Annotated in this window: 17 protein-coding genes; 3 read left to right on the top strand and 14 right to left on the bottom strand. The window is 69.4% G+C overall.

The window, feature by feature from the left end; genetic code table 11:
* Positions 1 to 54 precede the first annotated feature (54 nt).
* The 3 genes from IE178_RS29670 to IE178_RS29660 all read left to right on the top strand — a co-directional run bounded on the left by IE178_RS29670 (position 55) and on the right by IE178_RS29660 (position 3,845).
* The gene (locus IE178_RS29670; RefSeq protein ID WP_184764552.1) at positions 55 to 1,248 is read left to right on the top strand and encodes a sensor histidine kinase; all 1,194 of its coding nucleotides are present in this window, start codon (positions 55 to 57) and stop codon (positions 1,246 to 1,248) included.
* Positions 1,245 to 1,886 carry a response regulator gene (locus IE178_RS29665; RefSeq protein ID WP_193514430.1) on the top strand — a complete coding sequence of 214 codons (642 nt, stop codon included), beginning with the start codon at positions 1,245 to 1,247 and terminating at the stop codon, positions 1,884 to 1,886. Before IE178_RS29670 ends, IE178_RS29665 begins: the two co-directional genes overlap by 4 nt.
* Before the next feature lie 135 nt (positions 1,887 to 2,021).
* The gene (locus IE178_RS29660; RefSeq protein WP_193514429.1) at positions 2,022 to 3,845 is read left to right on the top strand and encodes a glycoside hydrolase family 18 chitinase; all 1,824 of its coding nucleotides are present in this window, start codon (positions 2,022 to 2,024) and stop codon (positions 3,843 to 3,845) included.
* Between the two features lie 13 nt (positions 3,846 to 3,858).
* On the opposite strand, the gene IE178_RS29655 is transcribed toward IE178_RS29660, so the two are convergent.
* The 14 genes from IE178_RS29655 to IE178_RS29590 all read right to left on the bottom strand — a co-directional run bounded on the left by IE178_RS29655 (position 3,859) and on the right by IE178_RS29590 (position 16,766).
* Positions 3,859 to 4,305 carry a DUF2550 domain-containing protein gene (locus IE178_RS29655; RefSeq protein ID WP_184764555.1) on the bottom strand — a complete coding sequence of 149 codons (447 nt, stop codon included), beginning with the start codon at positions 4,303 to 4,305 and terminating at the stop codon, positions 3,859 to 3,861.
* 128 nt (positions 4,306 to 4,433) lie between these two features.
* Entirely contained in the window at positions 4,434 to 4,811 is a 378-nt protein-coding gene (locus IE178_RS29650) for a F0F1 ATP synthase subunit epsilon (protein ID WP_184764556.1), read from the bottom strand.
* A 132-nt stretch (positions 4,812 to 4,943) separates the two neighbouring features.
* Positions 4,944 to 6,380, bottom strand: coding sequence for a F0F1 ATP synthase subunit beta (gene atpD, locus IE178_RS29645; protein ID WP_184764557.1), 1,437 nt, complete (start codon positions 6,378 to 6,380; stop codon positions 4,944 to 4,946).
* The gene (locus IE178_RS29640) at positions 6,380 to 7,297 is read right to left on the bottom strand and encodes a F0F1 ATP synthase subunit gamma (protein WP_184764558.1); all 918 of its coding nucleotides are present in this window, start codon (positions 7,295 to 7,297) and stop codon (positions 6,380 to 6,382) included. The genes atpD and IE178_RS29640 overlap by 1 nt, the downstream gene beginning before the upstream one ends.
* A 21-nt stretch (positions 7,298 to 7,318) precedes the next feature.
* The gene (atpA, locus tag IE178_RS29635) at positions 7,319 to 8,908 is read right to left on the bottom strand and encodes a F0F1 ATP synthase subunit alpha (RefSeq protein WP_184764559.1); all 1,590 of its coding nucleotides are present in this window, start codon (positions 8,906 to 8,908) and stop codon (positions 7,319 to 7,321) included.
* A gap of 138 nt (positions 8,909 to 9,046) precedes the next feature.
* Entirely contained in the window at positions 9,047 to 9,862 is an 816-nt protein-coding gene (locus tag IE178_RS29630; protein ID WP_193514428.1) for a F0F1 ATP synthase subunit delta, read from the bottom strand.
* On the bottom strand, positions 9,859 to 10,407 hold the full coding sequence (locus IE178_RS29625) for a F0F1 ATP synthase subunit B (RefSeq protein WP_184764561.1): 549 nt from the start codon (positions 10,405 to 10,407) through the stop codon (positions 9,859 to 9,861). Before IE178_RS29625 ends, IE178_RS29630 begins: the two co-directional genes overlap by 4 nt.
* Before the next feature lie 40 nt (positions 10,408 to 10,447).
* Positions 10,448 to 10,681, bottom strand: a complete 234-nt coding sequence (gene atpE / locus IE178_RS29620; protein WP_031485821.1) for an ATP synthase F0 subunit C — start codon at positions 10,679 to 10,681, stop codon at positions 10,448 to 10,450.
* Positions 10,682 to 10,756: 75 nt separating this feature from the next.
* A complete protein-coding gene (atpB, locus tag IE178_RS29615) occupies positions 10,757 to 11,575 on the bottom strand; it encodes a F0F1 ATP synthase subunit A (RefSeq protein ID WP_498370649.1) in 819 nt (272 codons plus the stop codon).
* A 225-nt stretch (positions 11,576 to 11,800) separates the two neighbouring features.
* The gene (locus tag IE178_RS29610; RefSeq protein ID WP_184764562.1) at positions 11,801 to 12,238 is read right to left on the bottom strand and encodes a Cg1360 family ATP-synthase-associated protein; all 438 of its coding nucleotides are present in this window, start codon (positions 12,236 to 12,238) and stop codon (positions 11,801 to 11,803) included.
* Between the two features lie 315 nt (positions 12,239 to 12,553).
* A complete protein-coding gene (locus tag IE178_RS29605; protein ID WP_184764563.1) occupies positions 12,554 to 13,894 on the bottom strand; it encodes an MraY family glycosyltransferase in 1,341 nt (446 codons plus the stop codon).
* A gap of 138 nt (positions 13,895 to 14,032) precedes the next feature.
* Positions 14,033 to 15,271 (bottom strand): serine hydroxymethyltransferase, encoded by a 1,239-nt coding sequence (gene glyA / locus IE178_RS29600; RefSeq protein WP_193514427.1) that lies wholly within the window; start codon positions 15,269 to 15,271, stop codon positions 14,033 to 14,035.
* A gap of 173 nt (positions 15,272 to 15,444) precedes the next feature.
* Positions 15,445 to 16,122 carry an arsenate reductase/protein-tyrosine-phosphatase family protein gene (locus IE178_RS29595; protein WP_193514426.1) on the bottom strand — a complete coding sequence of 226 codons (678 nt, stop codon included), beginning with the start codon at positions 16,120 to 16,122 and terminating at the stop codon, positions 15,445 to 15,447.
* On the bottom strand, positions 16,119 to 16,766 hold the full coding sequence (locus IE178_RS29590) for an L-threonylcarbamoyladenylate synthase (protein WP_184764566.1): 648 nt from the start codon (positions 16,764 to 16,766) through the stop codon (positions 16,119 to 16,121). The genes IE178_RS29595 and IE178_RS29590 overlap by 4 nt, the downstream gene beginning before the upstream one ends.
* Positions 16,767 to 16,785: the final 19 nt, after the last annotated feature.

The raw sequence follows: 16,785 nt of genomic DNA, 5'->3' as shown, positions 1-16,785 counted from the left end.
AGGACCCTTCGCGGGCATCAGGCGGCGCACCGGCGCACCGTGTTGGATGGGCCCATGGCCGTACGACTCCCGCGTCCCCACCGCTTCGACCGGTGGCTGGCGCTCACCGGACTGCTGGGCGGACTGCTGCTGTGGAGCCTGGGACTGGGCACCCGGCCGGCCGACGAGCCGATCGTGCTGTTCGACGGCCGCTGGCCGCTCCTCGTCCCGCTCCTCGTGACGGCCGGCTGCGAGCTGCTGCGCCGGACCGCCCCGCGCACCGCTCTGCTGACCGGCACCCTCGCCCTGACCGTTGACACCCTCACCCAGGGCAGTCTGGTCACGGTCCTGATGTACACCGACCTGATGTACGCCGCCGTCCTGTACGGCACGCCCGCCTCCGCCCGCCGCATCCCTCGGATCACCGGGCTGCTCAGCATCGTCGCGGCGCTGGTGCCGTACGCCGTCTGGCGGGTGCCGGAGGCGCTGCTGATCGGGGTGGCGGTCGGTGTCGTCTCGTTCGCTCCCGCGTCGACCGGTCTCATCGTGCGCAACCACCGGGAGGCCGCGGACGCGGCCCGGCTGCGCGCCGAACAGACCGCGCTGCTCGCGGAGATGGACCGCAGCCAGGCGGTGACGGCGGAACGTTCGCGGATGGCACGGGAGTTGCACGACATGGTCGCCAACCACCTCTCCGCGATCGCCATCCACTCCACGGCCGCGCTCTCCCTGGACGACCCGGCGACGTCCAAGGAGGCGCTCACCGTGATCCGGGAGAACAGCGTCCAGGGACTGTCCGAAATGCGTCGGCTCATCGGCATCCTGCGCGACGGGGCCGACGACCGGGAGCCCGCCGCGACCCCCACGCTCGACAGCCTCGGCACGCTGGTCGAGGGCGCCCGCGCCAACGGCCTGGACGTCACCCTCGACGCCGCCCACGACTGCGTCCCCGCGCCGGTCGAGCTCGCCGCGTACCGGATGGTGCAGGAGTCACTGACGAACGCGCTGAAGCACGCCGGGCGGGGGAAGGTCACCGTGTGGCTGCGCCGCCTCGACGACTCCCTCGCCCTCCGCGTGACCAGCCCCTACGACGGCCGGGACGCCCCGCGCGCGCCCGGTTCCGGGGCCGGACTCGTCGGCATGCGGGAGCGGGCCGCGCTGCTGCGCGGCACGTTCGAGGCCGGACCGGAGAGCGGCCCGGACGGCAAGCTGTGGGTGGTACGCGCCACCCTCCCCGTCACCGACATCGCCCAGGGAGACAACGAATGATCCGCGTCCTGGTCGCCGAGGACCAGTCCGCCGTCCGCGCGGGACTGGTCCTCATCCTGCGCAGCGCCCCCGGCATCGAGGTCGTCGGCGAGGCTGCGGACGGCGAACAGGCGGTCGCGCTCGCCCGTGAGCTCCGCCCCGACCTGGTGCTGATGGACGTGCAGATGCCGCGCCTCGACGGGGTGTCGGCGACCCGGCAGGTGGTCGGGGAAGGGCTCGCCGACGTCCTGGTGCTGACCACCTTCGACCTCGACGAGTACGTGTTCGGGGCGCTGCGGGCCGGTGCCGCCGGGTTCCTGCTGAAGAACACGGAGGCGAAGGACCTCATCGCGGCGGTGCGCACGGTGGGGCGCGGGGAGGGCATCGTCGCCCCGGCCGTCACCCGGCGGCTGATCGCGGAGTTCGCCGCGAAGCCCACGCGTCCGGTGACGGTCGATCCGGCGGTGCTCGACTCCCTCACCCGGCGCGAGCGCGAGGTGCTGTCCTGTCTCGGCGAGGGTCTGTCCAACGCCGACATCGCGGTCCGGCTCGGCATGGCCGAGGCCACGGTGAAGACGCACGTCAGCCGGCTGCTGGGCAAGCTGGAGCTGCGCAGTCGGGTGCAAGCGGCGGTGCTGGCACAGGAATTGGGCATCTAGTGGGAACTTCGGCCACATCGAGGACAGTGGTCCAGACCTATTGACCCGTGGTCCAGACCTTTCTATTCTCGCGGCACTGCGGGCGTGATGGCTCAGTCGTGCCCCCACCGGTTTCTCCCCATAAGGAGGCGCAGCATGCGCTTCAGACACAGAGCCGCGGCAGGGTTCGCGACCCTGCTGCTCCCCTTCGCCGGCCTCGTCGGCCTCGCGAGCCCCGCCCAGGCCGCGACCTCGGTGACCGCCACCTACGCCAAGACCCAGGACTGGGGCTCCGGCTTCGAGGGCAAGTGGACGGTGAAGAACACCGGCACCACGACCATCAACTCCTGGACCGTCGAGTGGGACTTCCCCTCCGGCACCAAGGCCACCTCGGCCTGGGACGCCACGGTCACCAACTCCGGCGACCACTGGACCGCCAAGAACGTCGGCTGGAACGGCACCCTCGCCCCCGGGGCGTCGGTCTCCTTCGGCTTCAACGGCAGCGGCACCGGCTCACCGACCGCTTGCAAGCTCAACGGCGGCAGCTGTGACGGCACGTCGGTCCCCGGTGACGCGGCCCCGTCCGCGCCCGGCACCCCGACCGCCTCGAACGTCACCGACACCTCGGTGCGGCTGTCCTGGTCGGCGGCCACCGACGACAAGGGCATCAAGAACTACGACGTCCTGCGCGACGGCGCCAGGGTCGCCACCGTGACGGGCACCTCGTACACGGACTCGGGCCTCACCAAGGGCACCGACTACTCCTACACCGTGCGGGCCCGCGACACCGCCGACCAGACCGGCCCGGCCAGCGGCGCGGTCCGGGTACGCACCACCGGCCAGACCGAGGAACCGCCGCCCACCGGCGACAAGGTCAAGCTCGGTTACTTCACCGAGTGGGGCGTCTACGGCCGCAACTACCACGTCAAGAACCTGGTGACGTCCGGCTCGGCCGCCAAGATCACCCACATCAACTACTCGTTCGGCAACGTCAAGAACGGCCAGTGCGTCGTCGACGACACCTTCGCCGCGTACGAGAAGGCCTACACCGCCGACCAGTCCGTCAGCGGCACCGCCGACACCTGGGACCAGCCGCTGCGCGGCAACTTCAACCAGCTGCGCCAGCTGAAGGCCAAGTACCCGCACATCAAGGTGCTGTACTCCTTCGGCGGCTGGACCTACTCGGGCGGCTTCGGCCAGGCCGCGGCCAACGCCGCCGCGTTCGCCAAGTCCTGCAAGTCGGTCGTGGAGGACCCGCGCTGGGCCGATGTCTTCGACGGCATCGACATCGACTGGGAGTACCCGAACGCCTGCGGTCTCACCTGTGACACCAGTGGTCCCGCGGCCTTCAAGACCCTCTCGCAGGCGCTGCGCGCCGAGTTCGGCCCCGACTACCTGGTCACCGCGGCCATCACCGCCGACGGCTCCTCCGGCGGCAAGATCGACGCGGCCGACTACGGCGGCGCCGCGCAGTACCTCGACTGGTACAACGTGATGACGTACGACTACTTCGGCGCCTTCGACGCGGACGGCCCGACCGCCCCGCACTCGCCGCTCACCTCGTACCCCGGCATCCCGCAGGCGGGCTTCAACTCGGCCGACGCGATCGCCAAGCTGAAGTCGAAGGGCGTCCCGTCCGCCAAGCTGCTGCTCGGCATCGGCTTCTACGGCCGCGGCTGGACCGGCGTCACCCAGTCCGCCCCCGGCGGCACGGCGACCGGCCCGGCCCCGGGCACCTACGAGCCGGGCATCGAGGACTACAAGGTCCTGAAGAACTCCTGCCCGGCCACCGGCACCATCGCCGGCACGGCGTACGCGCACTGCGGCAACAACTGGTGGTCCTACGACACCCCGGCCACCATCAACAGCAAGATGGCCTGGGCCAAGAGCCAGGGCCTCGGCGGCGCCTTCTTCTGGGAGTTCAGCGGTGACACCGCGAACGGTGAACTGGTGAGCGCCATCGACGGGGGCCTGAAGTAACCCTCGAGCACCACTAGGCGACGTTGACGCGCTGACCGGGCGGGGCTGCCTCCAGCCACGCGAGGAAACCGGTCAGCGCGTCCTCGCTCATCGCGAGCTCCAGCCGCGTGCCCCGGTGCAGACAGGCGAGGACCACGTAGTCCGTGAGCAGCGCCAGCTCCTCCTCGCCCTCGGGGACGCGGCGGCCGGCCACCTCGATCGCGGAGCGCTCCAGGACGCGGCGCGGGCGGGGGGCGTAGGAGAACACCCGGAACCACTCCACCCGGTCACCGTTGTAGCGGGCCACCCCGTAGGCCCAGCCCTTGCCCTGGGAGTCGCCCGACTCGGGCGCGTCCCAGCGCAGGCTGCAGTCGAAGGTTCCGCCGGAGCGCTGGATGAGGCGACGGCGCATTCCGAAGACGAAGAGCCCCACCACCACGAGCGCCACGACAATTCCGCACACAGTCAGAGCGAGGACCATCGGCACCGACCTCCTCGTCTCCTAGGTAACGGAACGGAAAAATCATCCAGATCTGCCTCAGCCGCGACCGGCTCCGGATCGCTCCGGTGCCGGCCGCGGCTGAGTGACGTCATCTCACCGCGCTGGGATCAGCGGCCCGCCGTCGCCGCCCGCAGACGGACATCCGCGCGGCGCTGGGCCTCGGTGTCGTCCTCGGCCTTCGCGCGGGCCAGCTCCTGCTCGGCGTGCTGGACGTCGATCTCGTCCGACAGCTCGGCGATCTCGGCCAGCAGCGACAGCTTGTTGTCCGCGAACGAGATGAAACCGCCGTGCACCGCGGCGACGACCGTCCCACCCTCGGGCGTACGGATGGTCACCGGGCCCGACTCCAGCACACCGAGCAGCGGCTGGTGACCGGGCATGACGCCGATGTCGCCGGACGTGGTGCGCGCGACGACCAGGGTGGCCTCGCCGGACCAGACCTCTCGGTCGGCCGCGACCAGCGCGACGTGCAGCTCAGCAGCCAAGGTGGCTCCTCGGGTCACCACCCGGCGGGTCTGCCGGGTGTTGGTTACAAGTCTAGTGGGCGTGGGAGAGGGGGCGGGACGCGCCCGCCCCCTCGAGTGTGAGCCCGGTGGGGCTCACGGTGAGCTCGGGGCTCAGGAGACGCCCAGCTCCTTCGCGTTCTTCTTCAGGTCCTCGATGCCACCGCACATGAAGAACGCCTGCTCCGGGAAGTGGTCGTACTCACCGTCGCAGATCGCGTTGAACGCGGCGATCGACTCCTCCAGCGGCACGTCCGAACCGTCCACGCCGGTGAACTGCTTGGCGACGTGGGTGTTCTGGGACAGGAAGCGCTCCACGCGACGGGCACGGTGGACGACGAGCTTGTCCTCCTCGCCGAGCTCGTCGATACCGAGGATCGCGATGATGTCCTGCAGGTCCTTGTACTTCTGCAGGATGTTCTTCACGCGCATGGCCGCGTTGTAGTGGTCCTGCGCGATGTAGCGCGGGTCCAGGATCCGGGACGTCGAGTCCAGCGGGTCCACGGCCGGGTAGATGCCCTTCTCCGAGATCGGACGGGACAGAACCGTCGTCGCGTCGAGGTGGGCGAAGGTGGTGGCCGGGGCCGGGTCGGTCAGGTCGTCCGCGGGGACGTAGATCGCCTGCATCGAGGTGATCGAGTGACCACGGGTCGAGGTGATGCGCTCCTGGAGGAGACCCATCTCGTCGGCCAGGTTCGGCTGGTAGCCCACCGCGGAGGGCATACGGCCGAGCAGGGTCGACACCTCGGAACCCGCCTGGGTGAAGCGGAAGATGTTGTCGATGAAGAACAGCACGTCCTGCTTCTGGACGTCACGGAAGTACTCGGCCATGGTGAGGCCGGCCAGCGCGACGCGCAGACGGGTGCCCGGGGGCTCGTCCATCTGGCCGAAGACCAGGGCGGTCTTGTCGATGACGCCCGACTCGCTCATCTCGTCGATGAGGTCGTTGCCCTCACGGGTGCGCTCACCGACACCGGCGAACACCGACACACCGTCGTGGTTGTTGGCGACGCGGTAGATCATCTCCTGGATGAGCACCGTCTTGCCGACGCCGGCACCGCCGAACAGGCCGATCTTTCCACCCTTGACGTACGGGGTGAGAAGGTCGATGACCTTGACGCCGGTCTCGAACATCTCGGTCTTCGACTCGAGCTCGTCGAAGTTCGGCGCCTTGCGGTGGATCGGCCAGCGCTCGCCCGTGTACTGCTCGTCGACGTTGAGCACCTCACCGAGGGTGTTGAACACCTTGCCCGTGGTGAAGTCGCCGACCGGCACGGAGATGGCGGAGCCCGTGTCCGTCACCGGGGCCTGGCGGACCAGACCGTCGGTGGGCTGCATGGAGATGGTGCGGACCACGCCGTCACCCAGGTGCTGGGCGACCTCCAGGGTCAGCGTCTTGAGCTCGCCCGCCTGCGCCGGGTCGGCGACCTCGACGTGGAGGGCGTTGTAGATCTCCGGCATCGCGTCGACGGGGAACTCCACGTCGACGACCGGGCCGATGACCCGGGCGACGCGGCCCGTAGCCGCCGCGGTCTCAACAGTGGTGGTCATTAGTTGTCACTCCCCGCGGTCGCGTCGGCCAGGGCACTGGCGCCACCGACGATCTCGCTGATTTCCTGGGTGATTTCGGCCTGGCGGGCCGCGTTGGCAAGACGGGAGAGCGTGTTGATCAGCTCGCCCGCGTTGTCGGTGGCCGACTTCATCGCGCGCCGCGTGGCGGCGTGCTTCGAAGCGGCCGACTGGAGCAGCGCGTTGTAGATCCGGCTCTCCACGTACCGCGGCAGCAGGGCGTCGAGGACGTCCTCCGCCGACGGCTCGAAGTCGTACAGCGGAAGGATCTCTCCCTTGGTGGACGTCTCCTCCACGACCTCTTCGAGGCGCAGCGGAAGCATCCGGGAGTCGATCGCCGTCTGCGTCATCATCGACACGAACTCGGTGTAGACGATGTGGAGTTCATCCACGCCGCCGTCCGCCGTCTCGTTCCCGATGGCCTCGATCAGCGGAGCCGCGACCTTCTTGGCGTCCGCGTACGAGGGCTCGTCGGTGAAGCCCGTGAACGACTCCGCGACCTTGCGCTCGCGGAAGTTGTAGTGGGCCAGACCGCGGCGGCCGACGATGTACGTGACGACCTGCTTGCCCTCGCGCTCGAGGCGCTCGGTCAGCTGCTCCGCCGCCTTGATGGCATTGGAGTTGAAGGCGCCGGCCAGACCGCGGTCGCTCGTGAGGAGCAGGACCGCGGCACGGGTCGGGTTCTCCGCCTCCGTGGTCAGCGGGTGCTGGGTGTTCGAACCGGTACCGACCGCCGTGACCGCGCGGGTGAGTTCCCGCGCGTACGGCGTGGAGGCCGCCACCTTGCGCTGCGCCTTGACGACGCGCGAGGCGGCGATCATCTCCATCGCCTTGGTGATCTTCTTGGTCGCGGTGACGGATCGGATGCGACGCTTGTAGACCCGGAGCTGAGCTCCCATGAGTCAGGTCCCTTCCTTACGTCACTTGGCGGCGGACGGGGCGTCCTCGCCGAGCAGCTTGCCGTCGCTCGTCTCGAACTGCTTCTTGAACTCCGCCACGGCGTCGCCGATCGCCTGGATCGTGTCGTCGGACATCTTGGCGCCCTCGCGGATGGAGGTCATGAGGCCCTGCTCCTTGCGGTGCAGGTACTCCAGCAGCTCCTTCTCGAAGCGGCGGACGTCGGCGACCGGGACCTCGTCCATCCTGCCGGTGGTGCCGGCCCAGATGGAGACGACCTGGTCCTCGGTGGCCATCGGCTCGTACTGGTTCTGCTTCAGCAGCTCGACCATGCGCTGACCGCGCTCCAGCTGGGCCTTGGACGCGGCGTCCAGGTCGGAGCCGAAGGCGGCGAACGCCTCGAGCTCACGGAACTGGGCGAGGTCCACGCGCAGACGGCCGGAGACCTGGCGCATCGCCTTGTGCTGGGCGGAACCACCGACTCGGGAGACGGAGATACCGACGTTCAGCGCGGGGCGCTGACCGGCGTTGAACAGGTCCGACTCCAGGAAGCACTGGCCGTCGGTGATGGAGATGACGTTGGTCGGGATGAACGCCGAGACGTCGTTGGCCTTGGTCTCGACGATCGGCAGACCGGTCATCGAGCCCGCGCCCATCTCGTCGGAGAGCTTGGCGCAGCGCTCCAGCAGACGGGAGTGCAGGTAGAAGACGTCACCCGGGTAGGCCTCGCGGCCCGGCGGGCGGCGCAGCAGCAGGGACACGGCGCGGTAGGCGTCGGCCTGCTTCGACAGGTCGTCGAAGATGATCAGGACGTGCTTGCCCTCGTACATCCACTGCTGGCCGATGGCCGAACCGGTGTACGGCGCCAGGTACTTGAAGCCGGCCGGGTCGGACGCCGGGGCGGCGACGATGGTCGTGTACTCGAGCGCGCCGTTCTCCTCCAGCGCGCGGCGGACCGACGCGATGGTGGAGCCCTTCTGGCCGATGGCGACGTAGATGCAGCGGACCTGCTTCTTCGGGTCGCCGGTACGCCAGTTGTCACGCTGGTTGATGATCGTGTCGACGGCCAGGGCGGTCTTGCCGGTCTGGCGGTCGCCGATGATCAGCTGACGCTGACCACGGCCGATCGGGGTCATGGCGTCGACGGCCTTGTAGCCCGTCTCCATCGGCTCGTGCACCGACTTGCGCTGCATGACCGTGGGGGCCTGCAGTTCGAGGGCGCGGCGGCCCTCGGTCTCGATCTCGCCGAGGCCGTCGATCGGGTTGCCGAGCGGGTCCACCACGCGGCCGAGGTAACCCTCGCCCACGGCGACGGACAGCACCTCGCCGGTGCGGGTGACCGGCTGGCCCTCCTCGACGCCGCTGAACTCACCGAGGATGACGCAACCGATCTCGCGCTCCTCGAGGTTGAGGGCGAGACCGAGGGTGCCGTCCTCGAACTTCAGCAGCTCGTTGGCCATGGCCGAGGGCAGGCCCTCGACCTTCGCGATGCCGTCGCCGGCAAGGGTGACCGTACCGACCTCCTCGCGCGAGGCCGCGTCCGGCTTGTACGACTGGACGAAGTTCTCCAGCGCGTCCCGGATCTCCTCCGGCCGGATCGTGAGCTCCGCCATCTGAGTTCCCTGCTCTCCTTGTTGGGCCCGAAGTTTCACTTGGGGGGTCTGGGGGCGACCCCCAGGAATCCTCTGCACGGCCCAACCAGGGCCGTAAGTACGTACTGCCTATTCAGAATGTGCTGCTCAATGTGGTGCTCAGCTCGCCAGCCGACGACTCGCGTCCTCGAGCCGGTCCGCGAGGGAGCCGTTGATGACCTCGTCACCGACCTGCACCCGGATCCCGCCGACGACCGAGGGGTCGACGTCGAGGTTGAGGTGCATCCCGCGACCGTAGAGCTTCGCGAGGGCCGCGCCCAGGCGCTGCTTCTGCTGGTCGCTCAGCGGCACCGCGGAGGTGACGACGGCCACCGTGCGGTCCCGACGCTCGGCGGCGAGCTTGGACAGGGACTCCAGTCCCGACTCCAGGCTACGTCCCCGCGGCGCGGTCACCAGACGCGTCACCAGACGCTCGGTGGTCGCGTTCGCCCTGCCCCCGAGCAGGCTGCGCAGCAGCTCGCCCTTGGCGGAGGCGGAGGCGCTCCGGCTGGTCAGCGCGGCACGCAGCTCGGTGCTGGAGGAGACGATCCGGCCGAACCGGAACAGCTCGTCCTCGACGTCGTCGAGCGCGCCGGCCTTCTGGGCGGCGGTGAGGTCGGCGACGCCCGCCAGCTCCTCGAGTGCGTCCACCAGGTCGCGAGACTGCGACCAGCGGGAGCGCACCATGCCGGACACCAGGTCGGCGGCCGGACCGCTGACCTGCGAGCCGAGCAGGCGCTGGGCCAGGTCGGCCTTGGCCTCACCGGCCTGCGCCGGGTCGGTGAGGACCCGACGCAGCGACACCTCGCGGTCGAGCAGCGCGGTGACGGCGGCCAGCTCGTCGGCGAGCGAGCCCGCGTCCACGGACGTGGAGTCCGTCAGCGCGTCGAGACGCTCACGTGCGGCTGCCAGGGCCTCGCGGCTCGCTCCGTTCATCGTGCGGCCTCGGCCTTCTGGTCGAGCTCGTCGAGGAAGCGGTCGATCACGCGGCTCTGCCGGGCGTGGTCCTCGAGGGACTCGCCGACGAGCTTGCCGGCCAGGTCGGTGGCGAGCTTGCCGACGTCCTGGCGCAGCGCGGACGCGGCGGCCTTGCGGTCGGCCTCGATCTGCGCGTGACCGGCGGCGACGATCTCCTCGCGCTGACGCTGGCCCTCGGCCCGCATCTCGGCGATGAGCGTGGCGCCCTGCTCCTGCGCCTCCTGGCGCAGACGCGCGGCCTCGTGCCGGGCCTCGGCGAGCTGAGCCTTGTACTGCTCAAGGACGCTCTGGGCCTCGACCTGCATGGCCTCGGCCTCTTCGATACCACCCTCGATCGCCGCGCGGCGCTCCTCCAGAACCTTGTTGATGTTCGGAAGCAGCTTCTTCCAGAAGACGAAGAAGACGATGGCGAAGGCGATGGTGCCGACGAGCAGCTCGGGGCCCGGAGGAATGAGCGGGTTCTGCTCCTCCTCGGCCGCCAGCTGTACCAGGTTGGCGATCACATCAATGCCTTTCGTTGAAAGGTTGGCTCGTCAGGGTCCGTCATCCGTAGACGAACGGCATGACGATGCCGATGAGGGCGAGCGCCTCACAGAAGGCGAAGCCCAGGATCTGGTTGGCACGGATCAGGCCGGCGGCCTCGGGCTGGCGGGCGAGCGCCTGGGTGCCGTTACCGAAGATGATGCCGACGCCGACGCCGGGGCCGATGGCGGCGAGGCCGTAGCCGATGGAACCGATGTTGCCTTCGACGGCGGCGAGGGTCTCAAGGGCAGCCATGCTGATTCTTCCTTCTCTTTCATGGACCGGCGGGGGTTGGCCACCGGACGATCACGGGGGTCTGGGGCTGGTCGCTCAGTGGTGCTCGGCGAGCGCGCCCTGAATGTACGAGCAGGCCAGCAGTACGAAGACGTACGCCTGGACGGCCTGCACGAAAAGTTCGAAGAGGATCATGACCATCGTCATGACGAAGGAGACGCCGGCTGCCGGGATCATCCAGCTGTTCAGCAGGTACCAGGAGGCGACGGTGAACATCACCAGCATCAGGTGACCGGCGAACATGTTGGCGAAGAGTCGCACGGCGTGGGTGAACGGCCGGACCAGCAGGTTCGAGAAGAACTCGATGACCATGACGAGCGGCAGCACGGCGCCGAGCGACTTGTCGTAGCCCGTCACGTTCTTGAAGAAGCCGACGAAGCCGTGGCGCTTGAACGTCAGCCCCACCCAGATCACCCAGACGATCAGCGCGAGCACCATGGGGTACGCGATGATCGACGACACGGGGAACTGGGCCAGCGGGATCACGGACCAGATGTTCATGATCCAGATGAAGAAGAACAGCGAGACCATGAAGGGGACGTACTTCTCGCCCTCCTTCTTGCCGAGGGTCTCGTAGACGATGCCGCGGCGGACGAAGTCGTAGCCGGCCTCACCGACCATCTGCAGCTTGCCCGGCACCACCTTGGCCTTGCCGAAGGCCGCGTAGAAGAAGCCGATGACGAGGACGGTGGTGATGAGCGCGAGCAGCATCACCTTGTTGAACTCGAACCCACCCACAGTGGCGATCGGCTTGAAGAGGAACGAGTGCAGGCCCGGAGCCGGAAAGCCACACCCGTTGTCGGACATGATCCGACAGCTCCAGTCAAAGGCGAGCTGGGTCTGGTCAGCACTCACCGCGGGCTCCTTCGGCGTGACGCATAGGTACGGCAACCTCGTTGTGTCGGCGCGGCACGCAGCCGCGGATCGGCACCGGACAGGTGTTACGGATGTGGGGGCGGCTGGGGGGCATCAAGCCTCGCGATGGAGCAGGCGTCAGCTCGGATGCCCGCGCCCGCGATGCCGCAGTTGGCACCGGACGATAGCAGGATCTCCGACACGCCTTTATCCCGGGCCTACCCCTCACGACGAGTGCTCCGACTTGTCGGGCTTCCTGCCCGTCGTCGACTCGGGCTCGACGTAGAGAATCTTGGACTTCATGTGGGCACGCGTCTGCGCGGCGATCCAAGCCAGAGTGCCGGCGACCAGCGTGAACGCGAAAGCCTTGGGGTGGAACAGGGTGGTGTCCTTGAACACCGTGAGGAAGACGAACAGCAGCAGGATCTGCGCCGCGTAGAGCATCAGCCCCATGGCCTGGAACAGATGCGGAAGCGATTTGGCGGTGCGCTGCAGCACGTACAGACCGATCCCCATGAACAGGACCACCACCACGGTCGCGACGAGCGCCCCGATCGCTCCCTTGCCGCCGGCGACCACAGCGCTGACGACGGCGGCGACAGCGCCGACGGCAGCCGTGGGCACAGCGGCCTGGGCCAGGATCCGGACGTCGTTGGACGGCATGGCGGCAACTCCGCTTTTCACAGGGGGCAAGGGGTGTCGTCATGGACGAGCGTAGTCCCCCGGGTGGAGTGTGAAGACCTCACGAGAATGGACCGTCGCACTGCGGTCCTTCGACTCTGTCCCCGGGTTCTCGTGAACGGTATCACAAACTATTTGATGCAGTCTTTACCTGAATGGCGTGCTGGGCGTCACACATGAGAGTGAATTCGTGCGCCCGAGCGAAAACCCGGCCGATCTGTCTGGTATTGGGGGTAAACGCACCCCCAAAGCAGACCCATCACAGCCCCACGACTTGGCAATGCTCTAGTCGGATTCTTACCTTGACCGTGATCGGTCGGCCAGGCGTGCGCGGGAGCCGATGGCCGTGGCGCCGTTGACGCCGGAGACTCCCGCGGCGACCGGGGCGCGGTGGCCGGTGCTCTCCTCGGGATCGCCGGCGGAGCCGGGATCCGCGGGAGTCGACGCGTCCGGGGCGGTCGCCGGGGCACGACGGCGGCGGTAGCGCGGCGGGACGAAGGCCTCGGCCCAGCGCGGGGCGCGCGGGGTGAAACGGGGCAGCAGGAGCAGGATCAGCCCGATCGTGGAGAGGATGACCACACTCAGCACGATCCACATCGACGCCGAGTTCACCGAGTACGTCAGCGCGCCGAAGGCGATGAGCGCCGACCAGAAGTACATGATCAGCACGGCCCGGCTGTGCGAGTGGCCGATCTCCAGCAGCCGGTGGTGCAGATGCCCCCGGTCCGCCGCGAACGGCGACTGGCCCCGCCAGGTCCGCCGCACGATCGCCAGGATCAGGTCGGCCGCCGGCACCGCGATGATCGTCAGCGGCAGCAGCAGCGGGATGTAGACCGGCACCGTCTGGTGCACGGCCTCCTTCTCCGAACCGGCGAACAGCTTCAGCGCGTCCGGGTCGACCTGCCCGGTGACGGAGATGGCGCCGGCGGCCAGCACCAGGCCGATGAGCATCGAACCGGAGTCACCCATGAAGACCCGCGCCGGGTGCATGTTGTGCGGCAGGAAGCCCAGGCACATGCCCATCAGGATCACCGCGAACAGCGTCGCCGGGGCAGCCGCCTCGATGCCGTACGAGTACCAGATGCGGTAGGCGTACAGGAAGAACGCGGTCGCCGCGATGCACACCATGCCGGCCGCGAGACCGTCCAGGCCGTCCACGAAGTTGACCGCGTTGATCGTGATGACGACCAGCGCGACGGTGAGCAGCGTGCCCTGCCACTGGGTGAGCGCGACCGAGCCGACGCCCGGGATCGGCAGCCACAGGATCGTCAGACCCTGCATGACCATCACGCCGGCGGCGATCATCTGGCCGCCCAGCTTGATCAGGGCGTCGATCTCGAACTTGTCGTCCAGCACACCGATCAGCCAGATCAGCGCGGCCCCGGAGAGCAGCGCCCGGGGCTCGTTGGACTTCTCGAAGAGCTGGCTCAGGTTGGTCAGGTGATCGGCGACGAGCAGGCCCGCGCACAGGCCGAAGAACATCGCGATACCGCCGAGCCGCGGAGTGGGTTCCCGGTGCACGTCACGTGCCCGGATCTCCGGCATCGCCCCGGCCACGATCGCGAACTTCCGTACCGGCCCTGTCAGCAGGTACGTCACCGCGGCCGTGATGCAGAGCGTCAGCAGGTATTCACGCACGGGCTTCCCCACAGGTCTCGCTGGCCATCACAGCCCCACACCCTAGCGAGGCGCGCATACGAGTGGGGACTTCCGGGTAGCGACGATGGTTGCACGCGAGGCTGTGCACGCGGTGCGCCTACCCCCGCTCGGACGCGTTCAGCGCGGATACGGCGGGAAAGCGGCGGTCAGTTCCCGCACGTCCTCCCGGGCCCGCGCGGTGTCGGTGCCGCCCCGCAGGACGCTCGCCAGCAGCCCCGCGATGTGCGTCATCTCCCGCGCCCCCATGCCCTGCGTCGTCACCGCCGCCGTGCCCAGGCGCAGCCCGCGGTCGTCGGCGTGCGGAAGCGCGCAGCAGTCCAGCACCAGACCGGCCGCCGCGAGCCGGCCGCGGGCGGTGCGTCCGTCCACGCCGAGCGGTGCCGGGTCGGCGGTGATCAGGTGGGTGTCCGTGCCGCCGGTGGTGACGACCAGCCCCTCGGCGGCCAGTGCGGCGGCCAGCGCCCGCGCGTTGGCGACCACCTGGTGCGCGTACGCGGCGAAGGCCGGGGTCGCCGCCTCGCCGAACGCGACCGCCTTGGCGGCGATGGTGTGCATCTGGGCCCCGCCCTGGGTGAAGGGGAACACGGCGCGGTCGACGCGCTCGGCCAGCTCGCTGCCGCACAGGATCATCCCGCCGCGCGGGCCCCGCAGCACCTTGTGCGTCGTCGCGCACACGATGTCCGCGTACGGCACCGGACTGGGCGCCGCTCCCCCGGCGACCAGGCCGATGGGGTGGGCGGCGTCCGCGATGAGGTAGGCGCCGACCTCGTCGGCGACCTCGCGGAAGAGGGCGTAGTCGAGGTGGCGGGGGTAGGCGATGGAGCCGCAGACGATCGCCTTGGGGCGGTGGGTGCGGGCGAGGGTGCGGAGCTGGTCGTGGTCGATGAGGCCGGTCTCCGCGTCCACTCCGTAGCCGACGAAGTCGAACCAGCGGCCGGAGAAGTTGGTGGGCGAGCCGTGGGTGAGGTGGCCGCCGTAGGGCAGGCCGAGGGCGAGCACGGTGTCGCCGGGCCGCAGCAGGGCGGCGTAGGCGGCGAGCACGGCGGACGAGCCGGAGTGCGCCTGCACGTTGGCGTGGTCGGCGCCGAACAACGCCGTGGCCCGCTCCACGGCGAGGCGCTCGGCGACGTCGACGATCTCACAGCCGCCGTGGTGCCGGTTGCCCGGGTAGCCCTCGGCGTACTTGTTGGCCAGCGGCGAGCCGAGGGCGGCCAGCACGGCCGGCGACGTGAAGTTCTCGGCGGCGATCAGCTGGAGCGTGGTCGACTGCCGCTCACGCTCCCCGAGCAGCACTTCGGCGAGCTCGGGGTCCTGCCGCCGCAGGACATCGGCCTCGAGGGCATGGCTGACCGTCATGATCCGCTCCCGGACGTCGACACTGACGTACGCCCAATGTAGGCCGCACACGCCGACCCCGCCCGAGTTCTTACACCCCGCTCCCGCTGTGGGCAGTCGTTCCGCAGAGCGGAACGGGTGGGCACAGCGGAACAACGCCGGAGGCCTGTGAACCCACCCCGGCACCCACCCGCCTACGCCCGAGCAGCCACCCCGGTCAACGCCGTCACCACAGGATCCAGCGCCTCGTATATCTCGTCCCCGATCGACCGGAAGAACGTCAACGGCGCCCCGTACGGGTCGTACACCTCGTCCGCCTCGGCCGTGGGCGCCAGCAGCCACCCCCGCAGCGCCGCGGCCGCCCGCACCAACGCCCGCGCCCGCATCACCAGCCCGTCCTCCAACGGAGGCAACGTCGCCGGATCGATCGCGTTCACCAGCCGCGTGAACTCCTTCAGCGTGAAGGTCCGGAACCCCGCCGAATGCCCCATGGAGATGACCTGCGCCCGATGATCCCGCGTAGCGGTCAACACCAGGTCCGCGCGGATGACATGGTCGTCCAGCAGCTCCCGCCCCACGAACCCGGTCGCGTCCGCGCCGAAATCGCCCAGCACGGTCTCCGCGTGGGCCTCCATGGGCGCGCCCTCGTGACCCCAGGTGCCCGCGCTCTCCACGATCAGCCCGCCGCCCAGGATGCCCAGCCGCTGGCTCACGAAATGCCGGGTCAGCCGCTCGGTGATGGGCGAGCGGCACACGTTTCCGGTACTGACGTGGAGGATGCGGAAGGTGTCGCGCGGAAACCCGAAGGTGGTGGTCACCTCCGCGCTGGATTCCCCGTTGCCTATGCCACGCCCCGCTTCAGGGGCCGTCAATTCGCCACCTCGAGGTCGGGTACGACCTTGCGCAGCTCATCCGGCGAGATCGCCCCCTCGCGCAGCAGCACGGGCACGGGCCGTGTGACGTCGACGATGGAGGAGGGCACGTTGCCCGGGGTGGGCCCGCCGTCGAGGTACACGGAGACGGAGTCGCCGAGCATCTCCTGCGCCGCGTCGCAGTTCTCCGGCGCCGGGTGGCCGGTGAGGTTGGCGGACGAGACGGCCATCGGGCCGACCTCGGTGAGCAGCTCGATCGCGACCGGGTGCAGCGGCATCCGGACGGCCACCGTGCCACGGGTGTCGCCGAGGTCCCACTGGAGGGACGGCTGGTGCTTGGCGACCAGCGTCAGCGCGCCCGGCCAGAACGCGTCGACCAGTTCCCAGGCCATCTCGGAGAAGTCGGTGACCAGGCCGTGCAGCGTGTTCGGGGAGCCGATGAGGACGGGCGTGGGCATGTTGCGGCCCCGGCCCTTGGCGTCGAGCAGGTCGGCGACGGCCTCCGAGGTGAACGCGTCGGCGCCGATGCCGTACACGGTGTCCGTCGGCAGCACCACGAGCTCGCCACGGCGGACGGCGGAGGCGGCCTCGCGCAGACCGGTCGCGCGGTCGGTCGCGTCGTTGGTGTCGTATCGCCGAGCCATCTAGCGGGCCTCCTCGTAC

It is taken from the genome of Streptomyces griseoloalbus (assembly GCA_014650015.1).
Lineage (GTDB): Bacteria > Actinomycetota > Actinomycetes > Streptomycetales > Streptomycetaceae > Streptomyces > Streptomyces griseoloalbus.
The sequence above is the reverse complement of the archived record's forward strand: the minus strand, read 5'-3'. Positions and strand labels throughout refer to the sequence as shown.

Excerpts from the sequence above, each read along its gene's own strand:
- IE178_RS29670 (WP_184764552.1), top strand. The coding sequence starts at position 55 with ATGGCCGTACGACTCCCGCGTCCCCACCGCTTCGACCGGTGGCTGGCG.
- IE178_RS29665 (WP_193514430.1), top strand. The coding sequence starts at position 1,245 with ATGATCCGCGTCCTGGTCGCCGAGGACCAGTCCGCCGTCCGCGCGGGA.
- IE178_RS29660 (WP_193514429.1), top strand. The coding sequence starts at position 2,022 with ATGCGCTTCAGACACAGAGCCGCGGCAGGGTTCGCGACCCTGCTGCTC.
- IE178_RS29655 (WP_184764555.1), bottom strand. The coding sequence starts at position 4,305 with ATGGTCCTCGCTCTGACTGTGTGCGGAATTGTCGTGGCGCTCGTGGTG.
- atpD (WP_184764557.1), bottom strand. The coding sequence starts at position 6,380 with ATGACCACCACTGTTGAGACCGCGGCGGCTACGGGCCGCGTCGCCCGG.
- IE178_RS29640 (WP_184764558.1), bottom strand. The coding sequence starts at position 7,297 with ATGGGAGCTCAGCTCCGGGTCTACAAGCGTCGCATCCGATCCGTCACC.
- atpA (WP_184764559.1), bottom strand. The coding sequence starts at position 8,908 with ATGGCGGAGCTCACGATCCGGCCGGAGGAGATCCGGGACGCGCTGGAG.
- IE178_RS29630 (WP_193514428.1), bottom strand. The coding sequence starts at position 9,862 with ATGAACGGAGCGAGCCGCGAGGCCCTGGCAGCCGCACGTGAGCGTCTC.
- atpE (WP_031485821.1), bottom strand. The coding sequence starts at position 10,681 with ATGGCTGCCCTTGAGACCCTCGCCGCCGTCGAAGGCAACATCGGTTCC.
- IE178_RS29610 (WP_184764562.1), bottom strand. The coding sequence starts at position 12,238 with ATGCCGTCCAACGACGTCCGGATCCTGGCCCAGGCCGCTGTGCCCACG.
- glyA (WP_193514427.1), bottom strand. The coding sequence starts at position 15,271 with ATGACGGTCAGCCATGCCCTCGAGGCCGATGTCCTGCGGCGGCAGGAC.
- IE178_RS29590 (WP_184764566.1), bottom strand. The coding sequence starts at position 16,766 with ATGGCTCGGCGATACGACACCAACGACGCGACCGACCGCGCGACCGGT.